The sequence below is a fragment of the Kribbella sp. NPDC051770 genome, from assembly GCF_040681455.1.
In the GTDB taxonomy this organism is placed as follows: domain Bacteria; phylum Actinomycetota; class Actinomycetes; order Propionibacteriales; family Kribbellaceae; genus Kribbella.
In genome coordinates, this window is sequence record NZ_JBFAYT010000004.1 from 443125 (window position 1) to 465948 (window position 22824).

General features: G+C 70.1%; 22 protein-coding genes. 11 read left to right on the top strand and 11 right to left on the bottom strand.

What is annotated here, in order from left to right; all coding sequences use genetic code 11:
• Window positions 1-67 precede the first annotated feature (67 nt).
• The 5 genes from AB0M01_RS16965 (at window position 68) to AB0M01_RS16985 (ending at window position 5285) form a co-directional block, all read left to right on the top strand.
• A complete protein-coding gene (locus AB0M01_RS16965) occupies window positions 68-1651 on the top strand; it encodes an ABC-F family ATP-binding cassette domain-containing protein (protein ID WP_363670246.1) in 1584 nt (527 codons plus the stop codon).
• The gene (locus AB0M01_RS16970) at window positions 1638-2489 is read left to right on the top strand and encodes a virginiamycin B lyase (RefSeq protein WP_363670248.1); all 852 of its coding nucleotides are present in this window, start codon (window positions 1638-1640) and stop codon (window positions 2487-2489) included. The genes AB0M01_RS16965 and AB0M01_RS16970 overlap by 14 nt, the downstream gene beginning before the upstream one ends.
• A gap of 56 nt (window positions 2490-2545) precedes the next feature.
• On the top strand, window positions 2546-3457 hold the full coding sequence (locus tag AB0M01_RS16975; protein WP_363670251.1) for a UbiA family prenyltransferase: 912 nt from the start codon (window positions 2546-2548) through the stop codon (window positions 3455-3457).
• A gap of 22 nt (window positions 3458-3479) precedes the next feature.
• Entirely contained in the window at window positions 3480-4151 is a 672-nt protein-coding gene (locus AB0M01_RS16980) for a 2OG-Fe(II) oxygenase (RefSeq protein WP_363670253.1), read from the top strand.
• Between the two features lie 114 nt (window positions 4152-4265).
• Complete coding sequence (locus AB0M01_RS16985) at window positions 4266-5285, top strand: phosphatidylinositol-specific phospholipase C domain-containing protein (protein WP_363670255.1); 1020 nt, start codon at window positions 4266-4268, stop codon at window positions 5283-5285.
• 80 nt (window positions 5286-5365) lie between these two features.
• On the opposite strand, the gene AB0M01_RS16990 is transcribed toward AB0M01_RS16985, so the two are convergent.
• Genes AB0M01_RS16990 through AB0M01_RS17005 form a run of 4 tightly spaced genes read right to left on the bottom strand, consistent with a single transcriptional unit; the run spans window position 5366 to window position 9271 of the window.
• Complete coding sequence (locus tag AB0M01_RS16990) at window positions 5366-5953, bottom strand: YdeI/OmpD-associated family protein (protein ID WP_363670257.1); 588 nt, start codon at window positions 5951-5953, stop codon at window positions 5366-5368.
• Window positions 5950-6918 carry a WYL domain-containing protein gene (locus tag AB0M01_RS16995; protein ID WP_363670259.1) on the bottom strand — a complete coding sequence of 323 codons (969 nt, stop codon included), beginning with the start codon at window positions 6916-6918 and terminating at the stop codon, window positions 5950-5952. Before AB0M01_RS16995 ends, AB0M01_RS16990 begins: the two co-directional genes overlap by 4 nt.
• Window positions 6919-6966: 48 nt before the next feature.
• Window positions 6967-8136 (bottom strand): Dyp-type peroxidase, encoded by a 1170-nt coding sequence (locus AB0M01_RS17000; protein ID WP_363670261.1) that lies wholly within the window; start codon window positions 8134-8136, stop codon window positions 6967-6969.
• On the bottom strand, window positions 8129-9271 hold the full coding sequence (locus AB0M01_RS17005) for an EfeM/EfeO family lipoprotein (protein WP_363670263.1): 1143 nt from the start codon (window positions 9269-9271) through the stop codon (window positions 8129-8131). The genes AB0M01_RS17000 and AB0M01_RS17005 overlap by 8 nt, the downstream gene beginning before the upstream one ends.
• Before the next feature lie 202 nt (window positions 9272-9473).
• Here AB0M01_RS17005 and AB0M01_RS17010 point away from each other — a divergent pair, with 202 nt between their 5' ends.
• The 3 genes from AB0M01_RS17010 to AB0M01_RS17020 all read left to right on the top strand — a co-directional run bounded on the left by AB0M01_RS17010 (window position 9474) and on the right by AB0M01_RS17020 (window position 13529).
• Entirely contained in the window at window positions 9474-11633 is a 2160-nt protein-coding gene (locus AB0M01_RS17010) for an alkaline phosphatase family protein (protein ID WP_363670266.1), read from the top strand.
• Window positions 11634-11749: 116 nt separating this feature from the next.
• Window positions 11750-12715 carry an ATP-binding cassette domain-containing protein gene (locus AB0M01_RS17015; RefSeq protein ID WP_363670268.1) on the top strand — a complete coding sequence of 322 codons (966 nt, stop codon included), beginning with the start codon at window positions 11750-11752 and terminating at the stop codon, window positions 12713-12715.
• 1 nt (window position 12716) lies between these two features.
• Entirely contained in the window at window positions 12717-13529 is an 813-nt protein-coding gene (locus AB0M01_RS17020; RefSeq protein ID WP_363670270.1) for an ABC transporter permease, read from the top strand.
• Window positions 13530-13577: 48 nt separating this feature from the next.
• On the opposite strand, the gene AB0M01_RS17025 is transcribed toward AB0M01_RS17020, so the two are convergent.
• The 5 genes from AB0M01_RS17025 to AB0M01_RS17045 form a co-directional block, all read right to left on the bottom strand.
• Window positions 13578-14921, bottom strand: coding sequence for an erythromycin esterase family protein (locus AB0M01_RS17025; RefSeq protein ID WP_363670272.1), 1344 nt, complete (start codon window positions 14919-14921; stop codon window positions 13578-13580).
• Window positions 14922-15023: 102 nt separating this feature from the next.
• A complete protein-coding gene (locus AB0M01_RS17030; RefSeq protein WP_363670274.1) occupies window positions 15024-15458 on the bottom strand; it encodes an SRPBCC family protein in 435 nt (144 codons plus the stop codon).
• Window positions 15459-15498: 40 nt separating this feature from the next.
• Window positions 15499-16344: an alpha/beta hydrolase gene (locus AB0M01_RS17035; RefSeq protein ID WP_363670276.1), complete on the bottom strand. Its 846-nt coding sequence runs from the start codon at window positions 16342-16344 to the stop codon at window positions 15499-15501.
• A 9-nt stretch (window positions 16345-16353) separates the two neighbouring features.
• Complete coding sequence (locus AB0M01_RS17040; RefSeq protein WP_363670278.1) at window positions 16354-16806, bottom strand: anthrone oxygenase family protein; 453 nt, start codon at window positions 16804-16806, stop codon at window positions 16354-16356.
• Window positions 16803-17651 carry an NAD(P)H-binding protein gene (locus AB0M01_RS17045; protein WP_363670280.1) on the bottom strand — a complete coding sequence of 283 codons (849 nt, stop codon included), beginning with the start codon at window positions 17649-17651 and terminating at the stop codon, window positions 16803-16805. The genes AB0M01_RS17040 and AB0M01_RS17045 overlap by 4 nt, the downstream gene beginning before the upstream one ends.
• An 86-nt stretch (window positions 17652-17737) precedes the next feature.
• Between AB0M01_RS17045 and AB0M01_RS17050 the strand changes: the two genes are divergently transcribed.
• The gene (locus tag AB0M01_RS17050) at window positions 17738-18679 is read left to right on the top strand and encodes an AraC family transcriptional regulator (RefSeq protein ID WP_363670282.1); all 942 of its coding nucleotides are present in this window, start codon (window positions 17738-17740) and stop codon (window positions 18677-18679) included.
• Here the strand turns inward: AB0M01_RS17050 and AB0M01_RS17055 are convergent.
• Together AB0M01_RS17055 and AB0M01_RS17060 are read right to left on the bottom strand one after the other, a co-directional pair.
• The gene (locus AB0M01_RS17055) at window positions 18676-19371 is read right to left on the bottom strand and encodes a dienelactone hydrolase family protein (RefSeq protein ID WP_363670285.1); all 696 of its coding nucleotides are present in this window, start codon (window positions 19369-19371) and stop codon (window positions 18676-18678) included. The two genes, AB0M01_RS17050 and AB0M01_RS17055, sit on opposite strands and share 4 nt — an antisense overlap.
• Window positions 19372-19384: 13 nt before the next feature.
• Window positions 19385-20620, bottom strand: a complete 1236-nt coding sequence (locus tag AB0M01_RS17060) for an MFS transporter (RefSeq protein ID WP_363670287.1) — start codon at window positions 20618-20620, stop codon at window positions 19385-19387.
• A gap of 81 nt (window positions 20621-20701) precedes the next feature.
• On the opposite strand from AB0M01_RS17060, the gene AB0M01_RS17065 reads away from it, so the two are divergent.
• Window positions 20702-21601: a LysR family transcriptional regulator gene (locus AB0M01_RS17065; RefSeq protein ID WP_363670290.1), complete on the top strand. Its 900-nt coding sequence runs from the start codon at window positions 20702-20704 to the stop codon at window positions 21599-21601.
• A gap of 133 nt (window positions 21602-21734) precedes the next feature.
• Window positions 21735-22814 (top strand): sn-glycerol-3-phosphate ABC transporter ATP-binding protein UgpC, encoded by a 1080-nt coding sequence (gene ugpC, locus AB0M01_RS17070; protein WP_363670292.1) that lies wholly within the window; start codon window positions 21735-21737, stop codon window positions 22812-22814.
• Window positions 22815-22824 lie beyond the last annotated feature (10 nt).

Consider the following 22824-nt stretch of genomic DNA (forward strand, 5'->3'; position numbering starts at 1 on the left):
CGTGATCCTCTGACCCGCTGATGTTCCGGTGATTCCACCGTCCGAACCGCGCGTCAGGAGGACCCGTATGTCTACGCAGCTGTCTGTGCACCACCTCAGCAAGTCCTACGACCACAAGGTCGTGCTCGATCAGGTCGACTGCGCTTTCCCGCCGGGGCGGGTCAGCGGGCTGATCGGGGAGAACGGATCCGGGAAGTCGACGCTGCTGCGGCTGCTCGCCGGGGTCGAGGCGCCGGACGACGGGTCGGTCGTCGTGGCAGGGAGCATCGGATTTCTCGCGCAGGAGAGCCCGTTGCCGCTGGAGCTGGACGTCTCGGCGGTGGTCGATCACGCGCTGGCGGACCTTCGGGCACTGGAGGCGCGACTGCGGGAGCTCGAGGGCATGCTTGCCGATGGCAACCTTTCGGTGATGGACGAGTACGGCGAGGTGCAGCAGGAGTTCGAGGCGCGCGAGGGGTACGACGCCGACGCGCGGCTGGCGCGGGCGATGCACGGGCTCGGGTTGTCGGCGCTGCCTGGCGATCGGGTGCTGGGCGAGCTGTCCGGTGGCGAGCTGGCGCGGTTGCAGTTGGCCGCCGTACTGGCTGCTTCGGCGGAGGTGCTGCTGCTCGACGAGCCGACGAACCATCTGGACCGGTCGGCGACGGAGTGGTTGGAGGAGCACCTGCGCGGGCGCCCGGGGACGACCGTGGTGGTGTCGCACGACCGGGCCTTCCTGGAGCGGGTGGCTTCGACGCTGTTCGAGGTCGACGGGGACACGCATCGGGTGACGCGCTACGGGAACGGGTACGGCGGGTACCTGGTCGAGAAGGCCGCCGAGCGGGCTCGGGCCGAGCAGACGCGGCAGGTCTGGGAGGACGAGGTCGCGGTGATGAAGGTGACCGTGCGGACGACCGCGGACCGGGTCGCGCACGGGCGAGCGATGAAGGACAACAACAAGGTCGCGTACGACCGGGCGACCGGTCGGGTGAACGAGGCCGAGCGGAGCAAGATCCGGAACGCGAAGGAGCGGCTGCGGCGGCTGGAGGCGGATCCACCGCCGGTGCCGGCGAAGCCGCTGAAGTTCGGGGCGAGGCTGCGGACGAGTGGGACGACCAGTGGGTTGTTGGTAGAGGCCGTTGGGGTTGCTGTCGATGGGCGGCTGCAGCCCGTGTCCGTTGAAGTTCCGGCGGGTGGGCGGCTCTTGATCACCGGGGCGAACGGCGCGGGCAAGTCGACGTTGCTCGACGTGCTGGCGGGGCAGCTCAAGCCGGACAGCGGTTACGTCGAGCGGCGCGGCCGGCTGGGCTATCTCGCCCAGGACGTCGTGGAGCCGCGGCCGGACGAGACGCTGCGGACGGCGCTCGCGCGGCACCGAGGCGCGACCGGGCTGGGGCTGTTCCGGCAGGAGCAGCTGCAGACGAAGGTCGGCGCGCTGTCCACCGGCCAGCGGCGCAGGCTCGCGCTCGCGCGACTGCTGACCACGCCGTACGACGGAATGCTGCTCGACGAGCCGACCAACCACCTGTCGCTCGTCCTCGTCGAGGAGCTCGAGACCGCGCTCGACGACTACCCCGGCGCGCTCGTCGTCGTCACGCACGACCGCCGCTTCATCTCCCGCTGGCGCGGCGCCATCCACACGATCGAGGAGGAGTCCCTTGTCAGTCAGTGAGATCACGGTAGGCGAAGGCGCGTACGGCGTGACGCTGCGCGGCGAGGAGGTGTGGACGACGCTCGTGCACACCGGTGTCGTCGCGCGGCTGGCCGGCGGCGAGGTCGAGCGGCTGGATCTCGAGGCGCCGGAGAGCCGGCCGAGTGTGATGGTGACCGCGCCGGACGGGGCGGTCTGGTTCACGCGGTCGGGTGACAACAGCATCGGGAAGATCGTGGACGGGGTGGTGTCGAAGGTCGCGGTCGGCGGGTCGCCGTACGGGGTGTGCGTGGGGCCGGACGGAGCTATGTGGTTCACGGTGATGGATGCGGATCTGATCGGGCGGGTCGGAGCCGACGGGGTGGTGAGCGAGTTCGCGATCGGGACGGCGGGGGGATTTCCGGCGTACATCACCAGTGGTGGTGGGGACTTGTGGTTCACGTTGAACGCAGGGAACGCGATCGGGCGGATGGCGGTGGACGGGGTGGTGACCACCTATCCGTTGCCGACCGAGGCGGCTGGACCGGTGGGGATCAGTGCGGGGCCCGATGGCGTGTGGTTCGTGGAGATCCTGGCCGGGCAGGTCGGGCGGATCGGCCGGGACGGGGTGATCACCGAGTTCCCGTTGGCGGATCGTGGAGCGAAGCCGCACGCGGTGGTGGCGACCGCCGATGGCGGGTGCTGGGTGACCTTGTGGGGGTCCAGCGCGCTGGTGCGGCTCGACGCGGCCGGCGGCGTACGGGAGACCGTTGCCCTCGGCGACGGAGCGGAGCCGCACGGGCTGGCGGTCGCCGACGACGGGTCGGTGTGGGTGGCGCTGGAGAAGGGTTCCGTTGCTCACATTCAGCCTCAGGAGTGAGGCGATTCACCCGCTGGAGGGAGGTGCTCCGCGGCGGGTGAGAGGAGTGTGGAGACGTGACCACACTCGTTGCGGTGCGACCCGGTCCCCGGGTGAAGGATGTGCTGCTGGTCGGGCGGCCGGCGTTCTGGATCGTGTCCGTCGTGCCGTACTACGTGGGGATCCTGCTGGCCACGCACCAGCTGGTCCCGCCGGTCGACACCTGGCCGCGGCTGCTGCTCGGCGCGGTGGTGATGGGCCCGCTGCTCTGGCTCGCGGTGCTCGCGATCAACGACGCGTACGACCTGCCCGGTGACCTGCTCAACCCGCGCAAGTCGAAGTCGCCGCTGCTCGACGGCCGCGTCACGGTCGCCGAGGCGAAGCGGCTCGCGGCGCTGGCCGGGGTCGCGTCGCTGGTGGTGGGCGCGTTCGTCGGGTGGGTGTTCACCGCCGGGGTGCTGTTCGCGCTGCTGCTCGGCTACGCGTACAGCGTCCCGCCGCTGCGGCTGAAGACCCGCGCGGGTTTCGACGTCGCCTCGAACTCACTGGCCCTCGGCGCCTTCGGCCCGCTCGCCGGCTGGGCCGCGGTGACGCCTGACCTCGGCGCCTTCCCGTGGGTGATGGCGTTGCAGGGCACGCTCGCCGCGATCGGTCTCTACCTTCCGACGACGCTCGCCGACCTGCCCGCCGACCGCGCGGCCGGATATCAGACCATCGCGGTCCGCCTGGGCGCGCGGACGACGTACCGGATCGGCTACGCGGCCTGGATCGCCGCGGCGACGCTCTCGGTCGTGCTCGCCGCGCTCGACCACGTCATCCCCCGCGGCATGCTGGTGCTCGAGATCGTGATGGTCCCGGTCCTCGTCGTCGCCTACCGCCGGCTGATCGGCCCGGGCCAGACCTTCAAGCAGGTGGTGATCCTGGCCAGCCTCTTCCTCCTCCCCTGCGGGACGTTCGCGCTCACCTACACCGGCGTCCTCACATTCTGAGCCGCCGTCGCGTTCCACTCGTATGGACTGGATCGATGACCTCAACGCCGTCGGCTGCGCGCTGACCCCACCGCTGCTCACGCCCGCGCAGTGCCAGGAGATCACCAGCTGGTACGCCGAGGTCGAGCGCTTCCGCGCGACGATCGACATGGCCCGCTACCGCTTCGGCTCCGGCCAGTACCGGTACTTCGCCCACCCGCTCCCCGACGTCGTCACCGAGCTCCGGGCGAAGTTCTACACGCAACTGCTGCCGGTCGCCCGCGACTGGGCGGACAAGCTCGGCCAGAAGGCTCCGTGGCCGGACTCGTTCGAGGAGTGGCTCGACGACTGTCACCGCGCCGGGCAGGAGCGACCGACGCCGATCCTGCTGCGGTACCAAGCCGGTGACTGGAACGCCTTGCACCGCGACCTGTACGGCGAGCTGGTGTTCCCGCTGCAGGTGGTGATCGGGCTGGACCGGGCCGGCGTCGACTACGAAGGCGGCGAGTTCCTGCTCGTGGAGCAACGCCCGCGGGCACAGTCACGCGGGACGGTGACGTCGCTGCCGCAAGGCCAGGGGCTGATCTTCACGACGCGGGACCGGCCGGTCCGGTCGACCCGCGGCTGGTCGGCGGCGCCGGTGCGGCACGGCGTGAGCACGGTGCGGTCCGGGCTGCGGCACACGCTCGGGCTGGTGCTGCACGACGCTGCCTGACAGGCGGTGGATCGCTGATCGTCCACTGTTGTTCGCTCACGTTTGGTTCGTGGTGGAGCACCGTGGGTGATCATTGGGGAGTTCCCCTCGATCCGCCCCTTGAGGAGTGCTCTCGTGAAGCGTCTTGCTGCCCTGGTGGCCGTTGCGGCCACCGCGTTGTCCCTGTCCCCCACTGCTCAGGCCGCGCCGCGCGCCGACGGCTCGCTGGCCGGTGTCACCGGCGTCGGTGTGCACAACGCGTACGTGCAATCGACGTTCCCCTGGATGGTCGACGCGCTGGAGTCCGGTGCGTCGATGCTGGAGATCGACGTCTGGCAGAACTTCCTCGGCTCCCGCGCCTACTGGGTCGGGCACGACCCGGTCGGCAACGCCAACAACTGCTCGTCCGCGACGACGTACGCCGGGCTGCGGTCCGGGTCGCGCAACCAGAGCCTGCAGACCTGCCTGCGCAACCTGCGGCTGTGGCACGACCAGAACCCGAGCCACGCGCCGGTCGTGCTCAAGCTGGAGATGAAGAACGGGTTCGACGGGCGCGCCGGGTTCGGGCCGGCGCAGTTCGACACGCTGCTGACCAACGCGCTCGGCGCGGGGGCGATCCTGCATCCCGCCGAGGTGAAGGGAACGGCGGCGTCGCTCGACACCGCCGTACGGACCGGTGGCTGGCCGAGCCGGGAGAGCCTGCGCGGGAAGTTCGTCGTACTGGTGGAGACGGGCGCGTTCGAGGCGGGTAATCCGTTCGACAGCTACGACACCGATCTCGAGTACGCCGACCACCTGATCAGCCTGAACGCCGCCGGGAAGCTGGCCAGCGCGACGATGTTCACCACGATCAACGGCGCCTCGGCGACCGACCCGCGGGTCGGTGAGCGCGGCGGTGCGCGGGCGCCGTGGTACGTCACCTTCGACGGCAACGCGAGCAGCTGGTACGCCGGGTCGACGGCGTTCTACACCAGCAACAACTACCTGGTGGTGATGGTCGACGCGCACGCCGTCGCGCCGGCGATCGACGGCCGCAACCCGACCGTCCAGCAGGCCACGGACAAGGTCAACCAGCTCGCCGCCCACGGCGCGACGATCGTGTCGAGCGACTGGACGAACCCGCAGATCGTCTCGCTCACCACACCGCGCAGCTGACCATCAGGTTGCCCTGATCCCTGCCGCCCCGGGGATCAGGGCGACTACTTGCGAGCACACCGCCCAAGTCGGAGTCGGCGCTAGTCCAGCGTGCGCTTCTGCGGGTAGGGCGTTTCACCTCGGCCCAGTTCGTCGACGTAGCGGGTGATCCACTTCGTGCGGGTTTCGGCGCGCTTCGCGTTGGTGAGGCGGTAGAGGATCGCGAACCTGTTCTGCTGGGTGAGGATCGCGAACATCGCCTCCGCGCGCGGGGACGCGGCCAGTGCCTCGGCCAAGTCGGCAGGCACGTCGCGCCCCGTCGACAGCCCGTACGCCGCCTCCCACCGCCCGTCGGTTTTCGCGCGCTCCACCTCCGCACGACCAGCCGGCCGCATCCGCCCTTCGGTCTCCAGGCGCTGGATGATCCCGACGTTGCGTTGCGACCAGTTGCTGCGCGGGCGCCGCGGTGTGTAGCGCTGCTTGAACGTGTGGGCGTCGCGCGAGACCCGCTGGCCGTCGATCCACCCGTGGCACAGCGCCTCCTCCAGCGCTTCGTCGTACGTCAGGCTGGTCGGATCCGTCGTCCCCTTCTTCGCCAGCACAAGCCAGACCCCGTCCGACGTCTCGTGCTCGGCGGTCAACCACTCGTGCCAAGCCGCCACATCGGCGAACACATGCTCCGGCGTCATGACGCCGCCGCCGTGTACCGGGCAGCCAACGTGGCCGCGGCTTGTTTGAGCTCCAGCGGTCCGACGAACTCCAGGTCGCACTCGAACATCCCGAAGTTCGCCGCCAGCCCGGTCCACGACCAGCCGGGCAGGATCAGCCGGCAGCTCGTCGGTGTGATCTCCTCGACCACCGCGTCCCGCCCGGCCCAGCGCGCGATGTCGGAGGCCTTCGCCTGCAGGATCGCCTCGCCCCGGCACGGCCACTCCCCGCGCCCGGTGAACCGCGACGAGATGTACGTCGCGACGTCCGGCTCGGGCAGCTCGCGCGGGGTGAAGCGCGGGCCGGTCGGCGTTTTGGGCTGCATCCGGTCGACCCGGAACGTCCGCCAGTCCTTGCGATCCAGGTCCCAGCCGACCAGGTACCAGCGCCCGCCCCACGTCACCAGGTGGTGCGGCTCGACCTTCCGCGGCGGCACCCACTCCTCCTCCGACGCACCAGGCGACGCGTAGTCGAACCGCAGTACCTCGTGCGCGCGGACCGCCGTACCGATCGCGATCAGGTGCTCCGAGTCGACCTTCGTCCGCTTCGACCCGGCCCAGCGGTCGACGGTCGTCACCTGCAACGCGTCGACGCGCTGCCGCAGTCGGGCCGGCATCACCTGGCGAACCGTGGCGAGTGCGCGCAACGCGCCCTCCTCGATCCCGGTGACCGTGGTGGTTGCCGTCTGCAGCGCGACGGCGACGGCAATCGCCTGGTCGTCGTCGAACAGCAGCGGCGGCAGATCGGCGCCGGCGTCCAGCCGGTAGCCGCCGTCCGGTCCCTTGCTCGCGCGGACCGGGTAGCCCAGGTCGCGCAGCCGGTCGACGTCCCGGCGGACGGTGCGCGGGCTCACCTCAAGGCGTTCGGCGAGCAGCGCACCCGGCCAGTCGCGGCGGGCCTGCAGCAGGGACAGCAGCGCGAGGAGTCGTGCGGAGGTCTCGGACATGAGATCAGGTTGCCAGAAGTACCGGCCAGGATCTGTCCGCTTCCCCGATCAGTCGAACAGGCCGCGGCCCAGCCAGTCGCCGGCGTCCCGCACGCCGGGCAGCGCGAAGAAGTAGCCGCCGCCGAACGGCGAGATGTAGTCGACCAGCGGTTCGTCGATGAGCAGGGTCTGGACGGCGACGAACTGGCGGTCGAGGTCGGCGTTGAAGCAGACGAAGATCATGCCCTGGTCGAGCTGGCCGTTCGGCTCGATCCCGGCGCTGTAGTTGAAGCCACGGCGCAGCATCCGCCGGTCGTCGGCCTTGCCGTCGTGCGGGTTGGCGAGGCGGGTGTGGGCGGTCAGCGGCACGGTGTTGCCGTGCGCGTCCCGGAAGTAGCTGGGCAGCTGGAACTCCTCCCGGCCGCGGACGCGCTCGCCCGGCCGCCCGGACAGCGGAGCGCCGGTCTCGCGGTCCCGGCCGAAGATCCGTTGCTGCTCGTTGATCGAGATCCGGTCCCAGAACTCCACGAACATCCGGATCAGCCGGACCACGTGGTACGAACCGCCGCTTACCCAGTCCGGCTCGTCGCCGCCGGGTTTCGTCCACACCAGGTGGTCGACCAGCTCGGGACGGTCGAGGAACTCGTGGTTCGCCGTTCCGTCCTTGAAGCCGAAGAGGTTGCGCGGCGTACCGACTGGCCGCGGCGGACTGGTGAAACCTTCCTGCTGCCACAGCACCTGCAGGTCGGCGCGGGTCGCGCGCATCAAGATGCGCAGCGCGTGCAGGACCGTGTCCCGGTGGTCGGCGCAGATCTGCAGCAGCAGGTCGCCGTCGCACCGGTCGGGGTCGAGCGCGTCGTTCGGGAACTCGTCCATCGCGCGCAGCCGGGCCGGTTTGCGGTCGGCGAGGCCGTACCGCTCGTCGAACAGGCCCGCACCGACGCTGACCGTGACGGTGAGGTTGTCGGGCACCGTGCCCGGGCCGAGCACGCCGTTCTCGTACGGCGTCGAGACGAGACCGTCGTGACTGCCGCGTCCGGCCGGGGCGTCACCGCCGGAGACCAGGTAGCGGATGGTGTCGGTCAGCGTCCGGAACATCCGCTGCAGCGCTGCCCGGTCGGCCGCGGTGACCAGGAACGCGACGACGATCGCCGCCGGCTGCGCGGGGTCGAGGATGCCGTCCTGGTGGACGCCTTCGAACGGCCGGCCGGCCGGTCCGGCGAGGTCGTGCTCAGTCATGGGTGATCGGGCCTCGCTCACGGGCGGCGTTGCGCGGGTCGACGATGGCCGCGGTGTGGGCGAGCAGCTCGACGCTGTGCTGCACGGCCGCGTTGACCGCGGCCCGCTGCCGGACGGACAGTGCCGCCAGCGCGACCCAGCCGTCGTCGTGTTGATAGCTGCGGACCAGCTGCTGGGTACGCCGGAGCTGCTCGTCGGTCTCGTCCAGGTACGGGTTCTGCTTGCGCAGGATCGATCGCAGCGGAGCGAGCGCCTGCCAGACGCCGGTGAGGTTCGCGTCCGTGGTCGCCAGCTCGGTTCCGCTGCCGGCGTCACCGATCCCGTTCAGGTCCCACTGCAGGGTGTCCTCGAGGATCTCGTGCGCCCGGCGGCCGATGTCGATCGGCGTGATCGCGTTCGGCAGCGCCAGCTCGTCGGCGAGCTCACCGATCGCCGCGAGCAGCGCGTCGGCGTACGGCGTGATCGTCGCGGCCGGGCGGTCGCGCCACAGCATCGCCTCGATCTTGCGGAAACCGGCGAAATCCGCGTCGGCGAGGCGCTCGCCGGTGAGACCGCGCGGGGGGTCGGCGTTGATGTCGTCGCCGGTCTCGTCGTACGCGCGGTAGGCGCCGCCGAGCGTCTCGTAGGTGACGTGCGCGGTCAGCCAGTCGCGCTTGGCCTTGACCAGATCGCCCGCCTGCAAGGCGTTCCGGAGCTGCTCGACCTGCTCGGTGAGCGCGGGCAGCTGCGCGGTGATCCAGGCGACGTAGGAGTTGATCGGGATCCGCAGGTCGAGCCCGGTCACCGGGACGATGCCGTGCACGGCGTACGGCAGCGGGTCGCCGGTGACGACGACCGGCCGGCTGTACTTGATCGTGTAGTCGGTGATGCAGACCCAGCGGTACGTCCCGGGCGGCACCGACGCCGTGACCGCCCGGCTGACGCCGCGGCCGAAGTGCTCGACCTCGAGGTAGATCCGCTCGGTCGCGGGATCCTCCAGGTAGACCTCCGCGCCGGCGCCCTCGTCGTTGACGAAGACGAAGTCGTAGCGGCCGGCCGGTCCGCCCAGCCAGTCGTCGATGCCGTACGGCGAGCCGACGACCAGCTCCACGGACCGGGTCGGCGGCAGCACCGCCGAGGCCGTCTCGCTGCTCACCCGACCGACCCTGGAGGGCGGCGGTGAACGTTTCAGACGACGTCGCTGACGCATCGGTGAACAGCGGTTTACCGGCGATCACGGCCCGCCTCAACGAGGTTCCAGACTTTCCGGAACGTTCACGACCTGGTGACTGCCTTTCCCGGATCGTCGGTTGTTGACTTTTCAGGCAACCATCCACGAAAGGCTAGGTAGTACACCCATGTCTGAACACGATTCCGCATCCCCGGAGCGCAACCGGATCAGCCGGCGGCGGCTGATCCAGTCCGCGGGAGCGGCCGGCGCCGCGGTGGCCGCCGGCGGGCTGTCGAGCGTTCCGGCCCAGGCCGCGCGGGCCTCGGCCGCGTCGGTCGCAGCGGCCGGGACGGCCGGGAGCACGTCCGGCGAACAGTCGGCACAGCGCGGCAAGCGGACCGGCACGATCAAGGACCTGAAGCACATCGTCATCGTGATGCAGGAGAACCGGTCGTTCGACCACTACTACGGCACGCTCGACCTGGCCGGTGCCCGTGGCTTCGGCGACAAGCAGGTGCTGACCTGGCAGAACGGCCAGACCATCTACCACGACCCGAACAGCCGGGCCGAGGGCTACCTGCTGCCGTACCACGCGGACAGCCTCAAGTACAACGCCCAGAACACCAGCGCGCGCAACCGGTACTTCATGGAAGCCGACGTGCCGTGGCACCACGCGATCGCCAAGGCCTGGACGATCGGCGACCACTACTTCTGCTCGCTGGACACCAGCACCAGCCCGAACCGGATCATGATGTGGGCCGGGACCAACGACGCGGCCGGCACCCAGGGCGGTCCGGTGGTGAACAACGGCGGCGACTACAAGTACGCCTACAAGTTCAAGACCTACCCGGAGACGCTGCAGGAGGCCGGCGTCAGCTGGCAGATCTACGTCAACAACGACACCGACGACGACTTCCTCGGTGACTACACCGACAACACGGTCCGGTCCTTCGCGGCGTTCGACCCGAAGAACGCGACGCCGGAGAACACGATGCCGCGCAAGGGCCTGCTGGCCCGCGGCAACGTCGTGCACGCCCACACCACCCAGCCGGGCGGGATCAAGAACGACCCCTCGAACGTCGACTACGTGCTCGGCGACTTCATCGCCGACTGCGCCTCCGGCGACCTCCCCGAGGTGTCCTGGGTGGTCGCGCCGGCGGCCTGGACCGAGCACCCGACGTACGCTCCGAACCACGGCGCGGTCTACCTCGACCGGGTGGTCCAGGCGGTGCACGACAACCCCGAGCTGTGGGAGTCGACGCTGATCATCCTGAACTACGACGAGCCCGACCACGCGAACCGGATCGGCGAGGGCGGCTTCTTCGACCACGTCGTGCCGCCGATCCCCGAGGTCGGCACCGCCGGGGAGCGCGCCCCCGGCATCAAGCCCGGTTACGGCGGCCGGGTGCCGTTCGTGCTGATCTCGCCGTGGACCCGCGGCGGTTACGTGAACTCCGAGGTCTTCGACCACACCTCGACGATCCAGCTGATCGAGGAGTGGACCAAGAGCCTGGGCCGGCCGGCCCTGTGCACGAACATCAACGAGTGGCGCCGCGGGATCTCCGGCAACCTGCTCTCGGCGATCGACTTCGGCCGCTTCGACCCGTCGTTCCCGAAGCTGCCCAAGCCGGCCGACCTGCTGAAGTCGGTCTCCGACGACGCCGCCCTGCCGGCCGTCCCGCAGCCGGCCGTCGGCGCGCAGGTGATGCCGACGCAGAAGGTGACCGGAAAGGCGCGGCGCAGCCCGCTGTCCTTCCAGCCCACCGGCGTCCTGGTCGAGAACCACACCACCGGCACCGCGACCGTGACCTTCGAGGTCGAGGGCGGCCCGCACGGCAAGGCGGTCAGCCTGGTCGGGCTGGCCGACAAGTACGTGCCCGCCCTGGTCGGCGCCGAGCCGCTCGGCATCGGTCAGGACGCGCTGCCGCTCACGGCGACCACCCGCCAGGAGGCGTCGTACACCTGGGACACCAAGTCGACCGGCGGCAAGTACGCCTTCACCTTCCACGGGCCCGACCACTTCGTCCGGTCCTTCGCCGGCACGGTCGGCGACTCGGCGCGACCGCGGGTCGACGTCCGGCTCAACAAGGGCCAGACCCGCGCGGACGGCCGCCGGACGAAGGACGCGACCGTCGACTTCACCCTGTACGCCGACGGCCGCCAGGCGGTCACCTTCACGCTGACCCCGAACGACTACGACGGCCGCACCCGGACCATCTCGGTCCCCGCGGGCAAGCACACCGTGGTCAACTGGCCGACCGAGGACGGGTACTACGACGTGGTGATCACCGCGCAGCAGTCCCCCGACTTCACCCAGCGCTACGCGGGACGCGCCGCGGAGCTGTGATCGCTGCCTGAACCGGGGTGCCCGCGATCCGCGGGCACCCCGTTTCAGTACCGGCCAGAAGCTGTCCTCTTCTCCTGGAAGTGTCGTCCTCAAGCAACCGGACGAAGGAGAAGATCGTGATCAGCACCCGACAGCTCACCAAGGACTTCGTGGTGAGCCGCACCGAGACCGTGCACGCGGTCCGCGGTATCAGCCTGGACGTCGAACCCGGCGAGCTGGTCGCGGTCCTCGGCCCGAACGGCGCCGGCAAGACCACCACCCTGCGGATGCTCACCACCCTGATCGCGCCGACCTCGGGGACCGCGACCGTCGCCGGGTACGACGTGACGGCGGACGCCGCGCGGGTCCGCCGCGCGATCGGGTACGTCGGCCAGGGCAACGGCGCCGGTCACCAGCAGCGGGTCGCCGACGAGCTGTCCGGCCAGGGCGTCATCTACGGGATGGATCGCCGTGCGGCGAAGCGGCGGACCGCCGAGCTGATGGACAACCTGGAGCTGACCGAGCTCGCCCAGCGCAAGGTGTCCGAGCTGTCCGGCGGTCAGCGCCGCCGGCTCGACGTCGCGATGGGTCTGGTGCACGCGCCCGGCCTGCTGTTCCTGGACGAGCCGTCGACCGGGCTGGACCCGCAGAACCGGGCCAACCTGTGGGACCACATCCTGCGGATGCGCGAGCAGTACGCGATGACGATCGTGCTCACCACCCACTACCTGGACGAGGCCGACTCGATGGCCGAGCGGGTGGTCGTGGTCGACCACGGCGAGGTGATCGCCGACGACACCGCCGACGCGCTGAAGACCCGGCTCGCGGGTGACCGGCTCGCGCTGACTGTTGCTCCCAGCAACCACTCCCGTCTGCGGGAGCTGGCCGAGAAGCTGCCCGGTGCGAAGGAGTTCGAGACCTCGGGAGACCAGGTCAGCCTCCGGGTGACCGACGGGCCGGCCGCGCTGCCGGTGCTGCTCGGCGCGGCGCAGCAGTACGGCGTACCGGTGGCTGCTGCTCAGGTGCACCGGCCGACGCTCGACGACGTGTTCCTCAACCTCACCGGTCGCAGCCTGCGCGACTCCAACGGAAAGGCCGCCTGACATGACCACCCTGACTGTTTCGTCCGTCGCCACGCCGCCGGCCCAGCTGCCCGAGCGCAACTTCCTCCGGGACATCCGGATCGTGATGACGCGCGAGCTCAGGCCCGTCCTGCGGGACCCGTTCTCGTTGCTGTTCGGGATGATTCAGCCGCTGGTCTTCCTGGCGCTGTTCGGTCCGTTGCTCGCCGGTTCGATGGGCGGAAACCTCGACGGCGGCGTCTGGCAGTGGTTCGTCCCGGCGATCCTGGTGATGACGACGCTGTTCGGGACCTCGGCGACCGGGTCGAACCTGCTCTTCGAGTTCCAGACCGGCGCGCACGAGCGGATGCTGGTGACGCCGCTGAGCCGGTCGTCGCTGCTGATCGGGCGGGCGCTGAAGGAGATGGTGCCGCTGTTCGGGCAGGCGGTGATCGTGATCGCGGTGATGGTGCCGTTCGGGTTCACGCTGCACCTCGACGGCGCGATCGTCGGGCTGGTGCTGCTGGCCGCGTTCGGGATCGGGCTCGGCTCGTTCAGCTACGCGCTGGCGATCGCCGTCCGCAAGCAGGACTGGATGTTCTGGGTGGTGCAGCAGACCTTCCTGTTCCCGCTGATGATCCTGTCCGGGATGCTGCTGCCGCTGGAGACCGGGCCGGAGTGGATGCGGGTGGCGTCGAAGTTCAACCCGCTGTCGTACCTGGTCGAGGCGGAGCGGACGCTGTTCGCGGGCGAGGTGTGGTCGGCGCCGGTGCTGTGGGGTTTCGTCGCGGCGATCGTGACGGGGGCGCTGGGGCTGACGGTGGGGATCCGGACGATGCTGCGGTCGGCTGACTGAACATCAGTTGCCCCTCGCACCGTCGGGTGCGAGGGGCAACTACTGCGTTCAGCGCAGGTGGGCAGCACTCACCTTGTTCAAGTGGATGAGTACGTCGTACGAGGCGCCGAGCGCGACCGGGGAGTCCGGCCAGGGGTAGGCGGTGCCGATGTCGCGGGTGGGGCGTTCCTGCTGCAGCCAGGCTCTGGTGCTCCGCGGCAGCGTCCGCAGGTCGACGTAGAAGTCGCGGTAGGCGACCTTGTCGAGCGTGTGCTCGTTGTTCCCCGCCGCCGCGGGCGGGATCGTGAAGGTCCGGATCGCGCCGTTCACGTCGTTGACGTCGCGCGCGTTGAACGACCCGTGGTCGAAGCTCAGCCCGATCGGCACGTAGCGCCGGCCGAGCTGCTCACGGAGGAACTCGCCCTGGATCTTCGGGTACTGCGCCGGCATCGACGAGGTCAGCGCGACGTGCCCGTTGTGCGCGCCGAGCACCACCTTCGCGCCGGTTTGCCGGGTCCACCAGAGCGTGTTCGCGGCCATCATCTCGTCGCGGAACCGCATCGCCGACGGCAGCACCTCCGGGTCCTCGAGGTCGTACGAGACCAGCTTCGCGACCTGCCAGGCGGCCCGGGCATGCTGCGCGGCCCAGGTCTGCGCCTCGGTCTTCGGCAACGACTCGACCAGGGCGAGCGCCTGCCGGGTCGCGGCCGCGAGCCGCTCCCGCTCGGCGACCGGCTTCGCGATCAGGCCGGTCAGGAAGTCCGCCGCGTTCGCGTCGGAGCGCAGCCCGGCGTACGCGGCGGTGATCCGCGGGACGAGCGCCGGGCGCACCTTCCCGACGTACGCCGTGACCAGGTCGAGCGTGGCCGGGGAGATGTAGCCGACGTCGTCGCCGACGAAGTGCAGCTTGCGCGCGTGGGTCTGGTTGTAGGACCGCATCCACTCGATCAGGTCGAGGTACTCCTCGGCGTTCCAGAACTCGTACGACCCCTGGAACTCGTGCTGCATGATCTTGCGCGGATCACCGACGCCCGTGGTGATGTACCGGTCGAGCGCGACGCCAGTGCTCCAGCTCGCCTCCAGCGCGAACGTGGTGAACCCGCGCTGCTCGACCAGCGCCCGGAAGATCCGGTGCTTGATCGTGAAGAACTCGCTGGAGTTGTGCGTCGCCTCCCCGATCCCGACCACCTGCGCGTCCCCGACCATCCGGGTCAGCGCCCGCAGGTCGAGCAGCTGCCCAGTCGGCTTGGTCGACAGCAACGGGTACGCCGCCCGGTCGAGCGCCGGCACCGGGTTCTGCGCCACGCTCACTGCACTGTGCTGCGGCGCCACGGCCGTTGCCGCAGGCAACGCGGCCACACTGAGCAGAGCGGCAGCCGTGAGGGCGGCGGCAACACGCCTGTTTCGCTTCATCGGAGGTCCTCCGGGAGAGTCGGGATCTGTTGCTCCCAACCCTTCCGCGCGCGGCCTCGCGCTCCCATCCCGTCCGTGCCCGCTTCCGGGGTGGAGCAGGCTCTACCCCTGGAGCTTGCTCAGGGTGTCGCGCAGCCCGGTTTCGGCCTCGTCGCCGAGTTTCTTGAACGGCTTCTTGAGAAAGGGCTCGGCGAGGCGGGCGATGCCCTTCAGCGTGAACTCGGCGCGGTAGGTGACCGTGGTGCGGTCGGTGCCCTCGAAGGTCATCGTGTCGACGGCGGTGATGGTCTTGTTCTCGCCGCGGACCTGGAAGAGACGGTTCGGGGTGAGCTGCTGGACGACGTACTCGAGCTCGGTCTGTTTCCCGTTGAACTCCGAGACGTTCTGGTACGTCGTACCGGGCCCGCCGTCGCCGGAGACCCGGGTGGTGCGGACCGTGCCCGGGTCCCACTCGGTGGTGGTCTCGAAGTCGGACAGGTACCCGAAGACGACCTCGACCGGCCGGTCCACGGTGACGGAACGCTCGACGGTGATCACACCACCCACGCTAGCGGGCGCACAACTTTTGCCGAAGTTCTCACGCAGTGGTGTGCTGGAGGATCGCGGGGATCGCGACCGGCCAGACTGCCTCGGGGAGTTCGTGGCCGGCGCCTTGGAGCAGGACCAGCTCGGCGCCGGGGATCTCGCGGGCCATCGCCTCGCCGTGGGCCGGTGGGAACATCGGGTCCTCGGTGCCGTGCAGCACCAGGACCGGGAGCTTCAGCTCGCCGAGGCGCGGGCGGGACGGCGGGGTGTCGTCGTCGGGGAGGACCCAGTGGTTGGTGACGGCCGACGCCAGGTTCGTGGTGCGGGCGATCATCGCGCGGAGCAGCTCGCGGCGGGCGGGTTCGTCGTACGGGTGCGTGCCGCCGTACAGCTTCTCGTCGGCGACCAACTGGTCGAGCGCGGCCTCGGTGTCGGACCAGTCGGTCGGCGGGGCCTCGCTGCTGAAGCTCTCCCGGATCCGGTCGGCCGGGCCGGGCAGGTCGTCGCCGAGCGGGCTGGTCGACGCGAGCGTCAGGCTGCGCACCCGGTCGGGGAAGTCGAGCCCGATCTGCAGCGCGATCGCGCCACCCATCGAGAGGCCGACCACGTGCGCCTGGTCGATGCCCAGCGCATCCAGGATGCCGACCGGGTCCTTGAACAGATCAGGCCCCTCGTACGCCGGTTCGCCGGGTGGGTAGCTGACCGAGCGGCCGGTGTCGCGGTGGTCGTAGCGGATCACGAACCGCGACCCGGCCGCCAGCTGCTCGCAGAACGGGGTCTCCCAGTAGTCCATCGAGGCTGCCGCGCCGTGGATCAGCAGGACCGGCGGGTCGGCCGGGTCGCCGAAGGTCTCGACACAGAGGTCGACGCCGTTCACGGGCAGCAGCTGCTCGGTCATCCGTACTCCCTACTCGGCCCTGATCAGTGCGAGCCCGAACGCGATGACGCTGAGCGCCCCGGCGACGGCCCGCAGGTTGTTCGCAGGGTTCCACCTGGCCAGGTACGCCGTCCAGTCCGTGGTGCCGGCGGCCAGCCCGTCGTTCAGCGGGATGTTGATCGCGAAGCTGATCACGATGATGCCGATCAGGTAGAGCGCCGAACCGGCGACGATCCACCACTTGCCGGGCGCGTTCTGGACCAGCGCGAGCACCGGGAGCGCCAGGCAGATCAGCGCGGTGCCGCAGAAGACGAGCAGGAACAGCGGGTTCTGGATCCGGACGTTGATCAGGTTCATCGCGGCGGCGCCCTGGCCGGCCGGCAGACGTTGCAGCGAGCTCATCACGGACGTCCCGAAGGCGAAGAACAGTCCGCCCATCAGGGCACTCCCGAGCAGACCCGCGAGGGTCAGGATCTTGGTCACGCCGACCACACTCCCGTCGCGGCGGTCTCGCGGGTCCAGTCGGAGAAGTCGCGCGGGGCGCGGCCGAGCAGCTCGCGGACGCTGTCGTCGGAGACGTACTCCGACCGGTGGTGCCGGATCACCGCGAACAGGTCGCGGACCGACTCGGCGTCCTCGCGGTCCAGGCCGATGCCGACCAGCTCCTCGACGTGCTGCTCCGGCGCGAGATCGGCGTACCGGATGTCACGGCCGGTCGCCTTGGACAGCTCGCTCGCGACCTCGTCCATCGTCAGCGTGCGCGGGCCGGACAGCGTGTAGTGCTGACCGCTGTGCGTGTCGTCGAGCAGCACGGTCGCCATCACGTCGCCGACGTCGTTGGTGTCGATCCACGCCTCGCCGCCGGTGCCGGCCGAGACCCGGACCTCGCCGGCGAGCACGTGCTCGAGCAGGAAGTCCTCGCTGAAGCCCTGCATGAACCAGGCCGGCCGCACGATCGTCCACTCCGCGCCGCTCTCCCGGACCGCGTTCTCCAGCTCGACGCTGCTCTCGTACACGGCGAACTCGCGCTCCGGGCTGCCGACGCCGCGGCCGGACAGCAGCACCACCCGGCGCAGGCCCTCGGCGGCCGCCTGCTTCACGAAGCGCCCGGCCTGGGCGAGCCCGGTCGGACCGACCGGAGGTGCCAGGTACGCCGTGTCGATGCCGGCCGCGGCACCGGACCAGGTGCCTTCGTCGTACCAGTCGAAGCGCTGCTCGCTCGATCGCGAAGCCAGCCGGACCGGTACGTCGCGCTGCTGGAGCCGCTCCACCACGCGCCGGCCGGTCTTGCCCGTACCACTCAGGATCAGAATCGGTGTCGTTGTCATGGCTTGAGTTCATCGTGGATCGGTGAGACAAACCATGGTTGTCCGGCGCAGTTCGATGTCTGAGCGTCTCAGCTATGGTGGTCGGCATGGATGTTCTCGACGACCTGCTGGCCGGCACCCGGGCGCGCGGCGGGGTGTTCAACCTGACCGTGCTCGACCCGCCGTGGGGGCTGCACATCGTCGACGAGGCGCCGCTCGCGCTGGCGACGCTCGTTCGCGGGTCGGCGTGGATCATGCGGCCGGGGTCCGAGCCGGTGCGGATGAACGAGCGGGACGTCGCGGTGCTCTGCGGACCGGAGCCGTACGTCGTCGCCGACACGCCGTCGACCGAGCCGCAGCTGCGGATCCATCCGGGTGGGATCTGCGAGCCGTTGCCTGGGGCACCGATCGACTACAGCGCGCGGCTCGGCGTACGAACGTACGGCGGGCGACCCGAGGGCGAGGCGATGGTTGTCAGCGGCACCTATCAGCTGGAGGGAGACGTCAGCCGGCGGTTGCTGGCGGCGCTGCCGCCGGTGCTCGTCGTACCGGCCGAGGACGTGGTCGGGCCGGTGATGGAGATGGTGCTCGGGGAGATCCAGCGCGACGAGCCCGGGCAGCAGAGTGTGCTGGATCGGTGGTTGGATCTGGCGCTGATCACGACGTTGCGGGCTTGGTTCGCTCGACCCGAGTCGCATGCGCCGGGGTGGTACTCGGCGCAGGCCGATCCGGTGGTGGGGTTGGCGTTGCGGTTGCTGCACGAGGATCCGGCGCATGCCTGGTCGGTGGTGGAGCTGGCGGATCGGACCGGGGTGTCGCGGGCCAGTTTGGCTCGGCGGTTCACGGCGCTGGTCGGTGAGGCGCCGATGGCTTATCTGACCGGGTGGCGGATCACGTTGGCGGCTGATCTGCTGCGGGAGACCAACCAGACCGTCGAGGCGATCGCCCGCCGAGTGGGGTATGCGAACGCGTTCGCGCTGTCGGTTGCGTTCAAGCGGTTGCGCGGGACGAATCCGACGGCCCACCGGCGGGCGTCTACTGCTGCTTAGCTTCCCGTCGTCTCGATGAAGGTGAGCGCCTGCGGCCAGGCGAGCTGGTAGGCGTCGGCGTTGACCGCCTTGTCGTGGCGGTCGCGGTTGGTGAAGCCGTGGTCGGCGCCGGGGTGGAAGAGCACGACCGTCGCGCCGGTCGGGCGGGTCTGCAGCGAGGTCTGCAGGGCCTCGAAGTCCGCGACCGGTACGGCGGCGTCCGCGCCCGGGTAGGAGACGAGCACCGGCGCGGTGATCGCGGCGGCGTCGGCGATCGCGTCGTACGTCTGGTTCGGCCGCAGCTCGGACGGGACGGTCGGGTGGAACGCGGTGACGCTCGCCAGCCGGTGGTCGCGGGCGGCGAGCAGGATCGCGAACCGTCCGCCGAGGCACCAGCCGATCACGCCGGCCTTCGCGGCGCCGAGCTCACCGAGCAGGTGGTCGAGGAGCTGGGTCTGCTCGGCGAGCGCCGCGTCGTCGTCCATCTGCAGGAGCAGGTCGTGCAGTTCGTCGACGGTGGAGTCGTCGGTGCTGCGGCCGTGGAACGGGTCCCAGGTGAGCGCGGTGATCCCGCGCTCGCCGAGCTCGTCGGCCCAGTCGCGGACCTGCTCGCCGATCCCGGTGATCATCGGGAGCAGCAGCAGGCCGGGGCCGTTGGTGCGCCCGGTGGAGAGGTAAGCGGTCAGGTCGCCGACGGAAACGTAGTCACCCATGCGGCAAAAGCTACTAGCGGCGGTGGGCCGACAGCATGCGGATTCCTGCGGCGTTCACCATCACGAGGATGATGGCGGCGAACAAGACCAAGGCCAGTTGAGCCGGTAGTACTGCGATCCCCAAGCCGATGGCCAGGACGGGAACCGCGAGACCCGCGTAGGCGATCAGGAACAACGCCGCGAGGACTTCACCTCGGGAGCCTGCGTCCGCCAAGCCCGCGGCGGTGGCCACGGCGGCTCGGAAGACCAGGCCTACGCCGGCGCCGGCGATGATGCCGCCGGTGACGAACAGCCCGAGGCTGGGGAGGACGCCGCCGGTGGCGATGGCGATCAGGCCGGCGGACATGGAGACCAGACCTAGCTGGAGTTGCCGGGTTCGGGTCAGCCGGACGAAGACGACCTGGCTGACCGCTCCGGCGATGAAGACCGCGAAGGTGACGACACCGGCCAGCAGGCGCGAGGTGTGGTGCAGCGTGCCGGCGAGGAACGTCGGGGCCAGCGACGTGAACAGACCGAAGATGGCGAAGGCAGCGAAGGCGCCGATCGCGGTGGCGAAGAACAGCGGCTTCGCGGCCGCCGGCAGGGCGACCCGCTGCGGCCGGTACGCCGGACGCGTCTCGCGCCGCTCGACCGTCTCGGGGACCAGGGCGATGCCGAGCGCACTGACCACCAGCAGCACCAGGAACACCTCGTACGGGCGCTGCAGCGGGTGGCCGACGTACTGGGCGAGCAGGCCGCCGACCAGCGGGCCGAAGGCGAGGCCGCCGAGGTTCACCATGCTGGAGATGAGCGCCGAGCGTCCGGGGTCCTCGTCGGGCCGCGCGATGCGGCGCAGCTCGGACAGGTGCGCGGTGGCTGTCGCGGTCAGGATGCCGACGCCGACGCCGGAGATGAAGCGCGCGAGCAGAAGCCCGGGGACCTCCGGCCAGAACAGGAAGATCAGCGCCGACACCACCTCGGCGAGCACCGCGACCAGCGCGACCCGGCGGCGGCCGAGCCAGTCGCTGACGTGCCCGGCCAGGTACAGGCTGGCCATCACGCCGACGGCGTACGCCGCGAAGATCACCGTGATCAGGAACGTCGGGAAGCCGTCGCGCTGCTGGTAGAGCGCGTAGAGCGGGGTCGGCACGGTGGAGAACGCCATCGTGGTGAGGAAGGCGGCGGCGATCGTCCAGAACCCCGGACCGTGGGCGAAACGGACCTTCGTCCCGACGGCGTCGACCGCCCGGGGTCCGGCAAGAGTTGTCATGTCTTCAGGTTCACCCCGCTGATCTATCGAATCAAACGAAAGTTCTTGCAGGCTCTTATCGCTCACGGCGATAATTCACGGATGGACTCCCGCCAGCTCGAGTACTTCGTCGCCGTCGCCGAGGAGCTCAGCTTCACCCGGGCGGCCCAGCGGCTGTTCACCGTCCAGTCGACGGTCTCGGCGGCGATCCGCGGCCTGGAGACCGATCTCAAGACCACCCTCTTCGACCGCTCGACCCGTCGCGTGAGCCTCTCGCCCGCCGGCCAGGCGCTGCTCCCCGAGGCGAAGGCCGCGCTCGAAGCGCTCGACCGGGCCCGCGCGGTCGTCGAGGAGGCGTCGACCGGGCTGCGCGGCAGCGTCCGGATCGGCACGATGACCCGGCTCGGGCTCGTCGACCTGGCCGACCTGCTCGGCGCCTTCTACCAGCGCTACCCGCTCGTCGATGTCCAGGTGACCACCTCCCAGACCGGCTCGACAGGCCTGGCCGACGACGTACGCCGTGGCCGGCTCGACCTGGCGCTGGTCGGCTCGAACCGCGAGGACCTGGTCGGCCTGGAGCCGCGCGAGCTGGCGAGCGTCCGGTTCGTGGTGATGGTCCCGGCGACGCACCGGCTGGCCGGGCGGGCCGGCGTACGGCTGGAGGACCTGAAGGGTGAGCGGTTCGTCGACATGCTGCCCGGGTTCGGGAACCGGACCAACGTGGACCGGGCGTTCGAGGCGGCCGGGATGCCGCGGCGGGTGCAGGTCGAGGTGCCGGACCTGACGACCGTCCCGGAGTACGTTCGCGCGGGGCTCGGGGTGGCCGTCGTACCGGATCTGGGGCCGGAGCACCCGGGGATCGCGCGGCTCCCGCTGACCGGGATCGAGCTGACCTGGACCCTGTCGGCGGTCACGTTGCGTGGCCGTCCGCCGAGCCGCGCGGTGGCGGCGCTGCTCGATCTGATGGCGGACAGTGTCCGACCGGCCGGTACGGCGTACTAGCGGAATGCCGCCAGACCTGTCGGCGTTCTGGTCTGATGCATCAGTGATGGATGAATAAGACACCCGAAATCCTGGGGGCCTTTGCTACGGATCGTCCGGCACGTTCCTGCCGGCGAAGGAAAGGAAGTGCACGATGGCCACTGTCTCGTTCAAGGGCGCGACCCGGGTCTACCCCGGGACCGACGCCCCGGCTGTGGACAAGCTGGACCTCGAGATCGAGGACGGCGAGTTCATGGTCCTGGTCGGCCCGTCCGGCTCCGGCAAGTCGACCGCGCTGCGGATGCTGGCCGGCCTGGAAGAGGTGAACGACGGGTCGATCTACATCGGCGACCGTGACGTCACCGACCGGCCGCCGAAGGAACGCGACATCGCGATGGTGTTCCAGAACTACGCGCTCTACCCGCACATGACGGTCGCGGACAACATGGGCTTCGCGCTGAAGATGCAGGGCATCCACAAGGACGACCGCGCCAAGCGCGTCCAGGAAGCGGCCAAGCTGCTCGGCCTCGAGGAGTACCTCGACCGCAAGCCGAAGGCCCTGTCCGGTGGCCAGCGCCAGCGCGTCGCGATGGGCCGCGCCATCGTCCGCAACCCCCAGGTCTTCCTGATGGACGAGCCGCTGTCGAACCTCGACGCCAAGCTCCGCGTCCAGACCCGCACCCAGATCGCCGAGCTCCAGCACCGCCTCGGCGTCACCACGGTCTACGTCACCCACGACCAGATCGAGGCGATGACGATGGGCGACCGGGTCGCGGTCCTCAAGGACGGCGTCCTGCAGCAGGTCGACACCCCGCTGAACCTGTACGACGCCCCGAAGAACCTGTTCGTCGCGGGCTTCATGGGCTCCCCGGCGATGAACCTGATCGACGCGGAGATCGTCGACGGCGGCGCCAAGATCGGCGACTTCGTGGTCCCGATCGAGCGGGCGCTGCTGGCCAAGGCCGGTGACGACAAGACGCTGACGCTGGGGATCCGGCCGGAGGCGTTCCACATCGCCGACGAGGGCCTGCCGGTGCGGGTGTCGGTGATCGAGGAGCTCGGGTCGGACGCGTACATGTACGGGAACGCGGAGCACACCTCGACGCAGCAGCACATCATCGCACGGGTCGGGACGCGGACGCGGGCGGAGCAGGGGTCGCTGGTGCATCTCGCGCCGGAGCCCGGCAAGCTGCACCTGTTCTCGAGCACGACTGAGCAGCGGTTGACCGCCTGAGGTTCGACCT

Coding starts and splice junctions, on each gene's coding strand:
- AB0M01_RS16965 (WP_363670246.1), top strand. CDS start 68: ATGTCTACGCAGCTGTCTGTGCACCACCTCAGCAAGTCCTACGACCAC.
- AB0M01_RS16980 (WP_363670253.1), top strand. CDS start 3,480: ATGGACTGGATCGATGACCTCAACGCCGTCGGCTGCGCGCTGACCCCA.
- AB0M01_RS16990 (WP_363670257.1), bottom strand. CDS start 5,953: ATGACGCCGGAGCATGTGTTCGCCGATGTGGCGGCTTGGCACGAGTGG.
- AB0M01_RS16995 (WP_363670259.1), bottom strand. CDS start 6,918: ATGTCCGAGACCTCCGCACGACTCCTCGCGCTGCTGTCCCTGCTGCAG.
- AB0M01_RS17000 (WP_363670261.1), bottom strand. CDS start 8,136: ATGACTGAGCACGACCTCGCCGGACCGGCCGGCCGGCCGTTCGAAGGC.
- AB0M01_RS17010 (WP_363670266.1), top strand. CDS start 9,474: ATGTCTGAACACGATTCCGCATCCCCGGAGCGCAACCGGATCAGCCGG.
- AB0M01_RS17020 (WP_363670270.1), top strand. CDS start 12,717: ATGACCACCCTGACTGTTTCGTCCGTCGCCACGCCGCCGGCCCAGCTG.
- AB0M01_RS17025 (WP_363670272.1), bottom strand. CDS start 14,921: ATGAAGCGAAACAGGCGTGTTGCCGCCGCCCTCACGGCTGCCGCTCTG.
- AB0M01_RS17035 (WP_363670276.1), bottom strand. CDS start 16,344: ATGACCGAGCAGCTGCTGCCCGTGAACGGCGTCGACCTCTGTGTCGAG.
- AB0M01_RS17045 (WP_363670280.1), bottom strand. CDS start 17,651: ATGACAACGACACCGATTCTGATCCTGAGTGGTACGGGCAAGACCGGC.
- AB0M01_RS17050 (WP_363670282.1), top strand. CDS start 17,738: ATGGATGTTCTCGACGACCTGCTGGCCGGCACCCGGGCGCGCGGCGGG.
- AB0M01_RS17055 (WP_363670285.1), bottom strand. CDS start 19,371: ATGGGTGACTACGTTTCCGTCGGCGACCTGACCGCTTACCTCTCCACC.
- AB0M01_RS17060 (WP_363670287.1), bottom strand. CDS start 20,620: ATGACAACTCTTGCCGGACCCCGGGCGGTCGACGCCGTCGGGACGAAG.
- AB0M01_RS17065 (WP_363670290.1), top strand. CDS start 20,702: ATGGACTCCCGCCAGCTCGAGTACTTCGTCGCCGTCGCCGAGGAGCTC.
- ugpC (WP_363670292.1), top strand. CDS start 21,735: ATGGCCACTGTCTCGTTCAAGGGCGCGACCCGGGTCTACCCCGGGACC.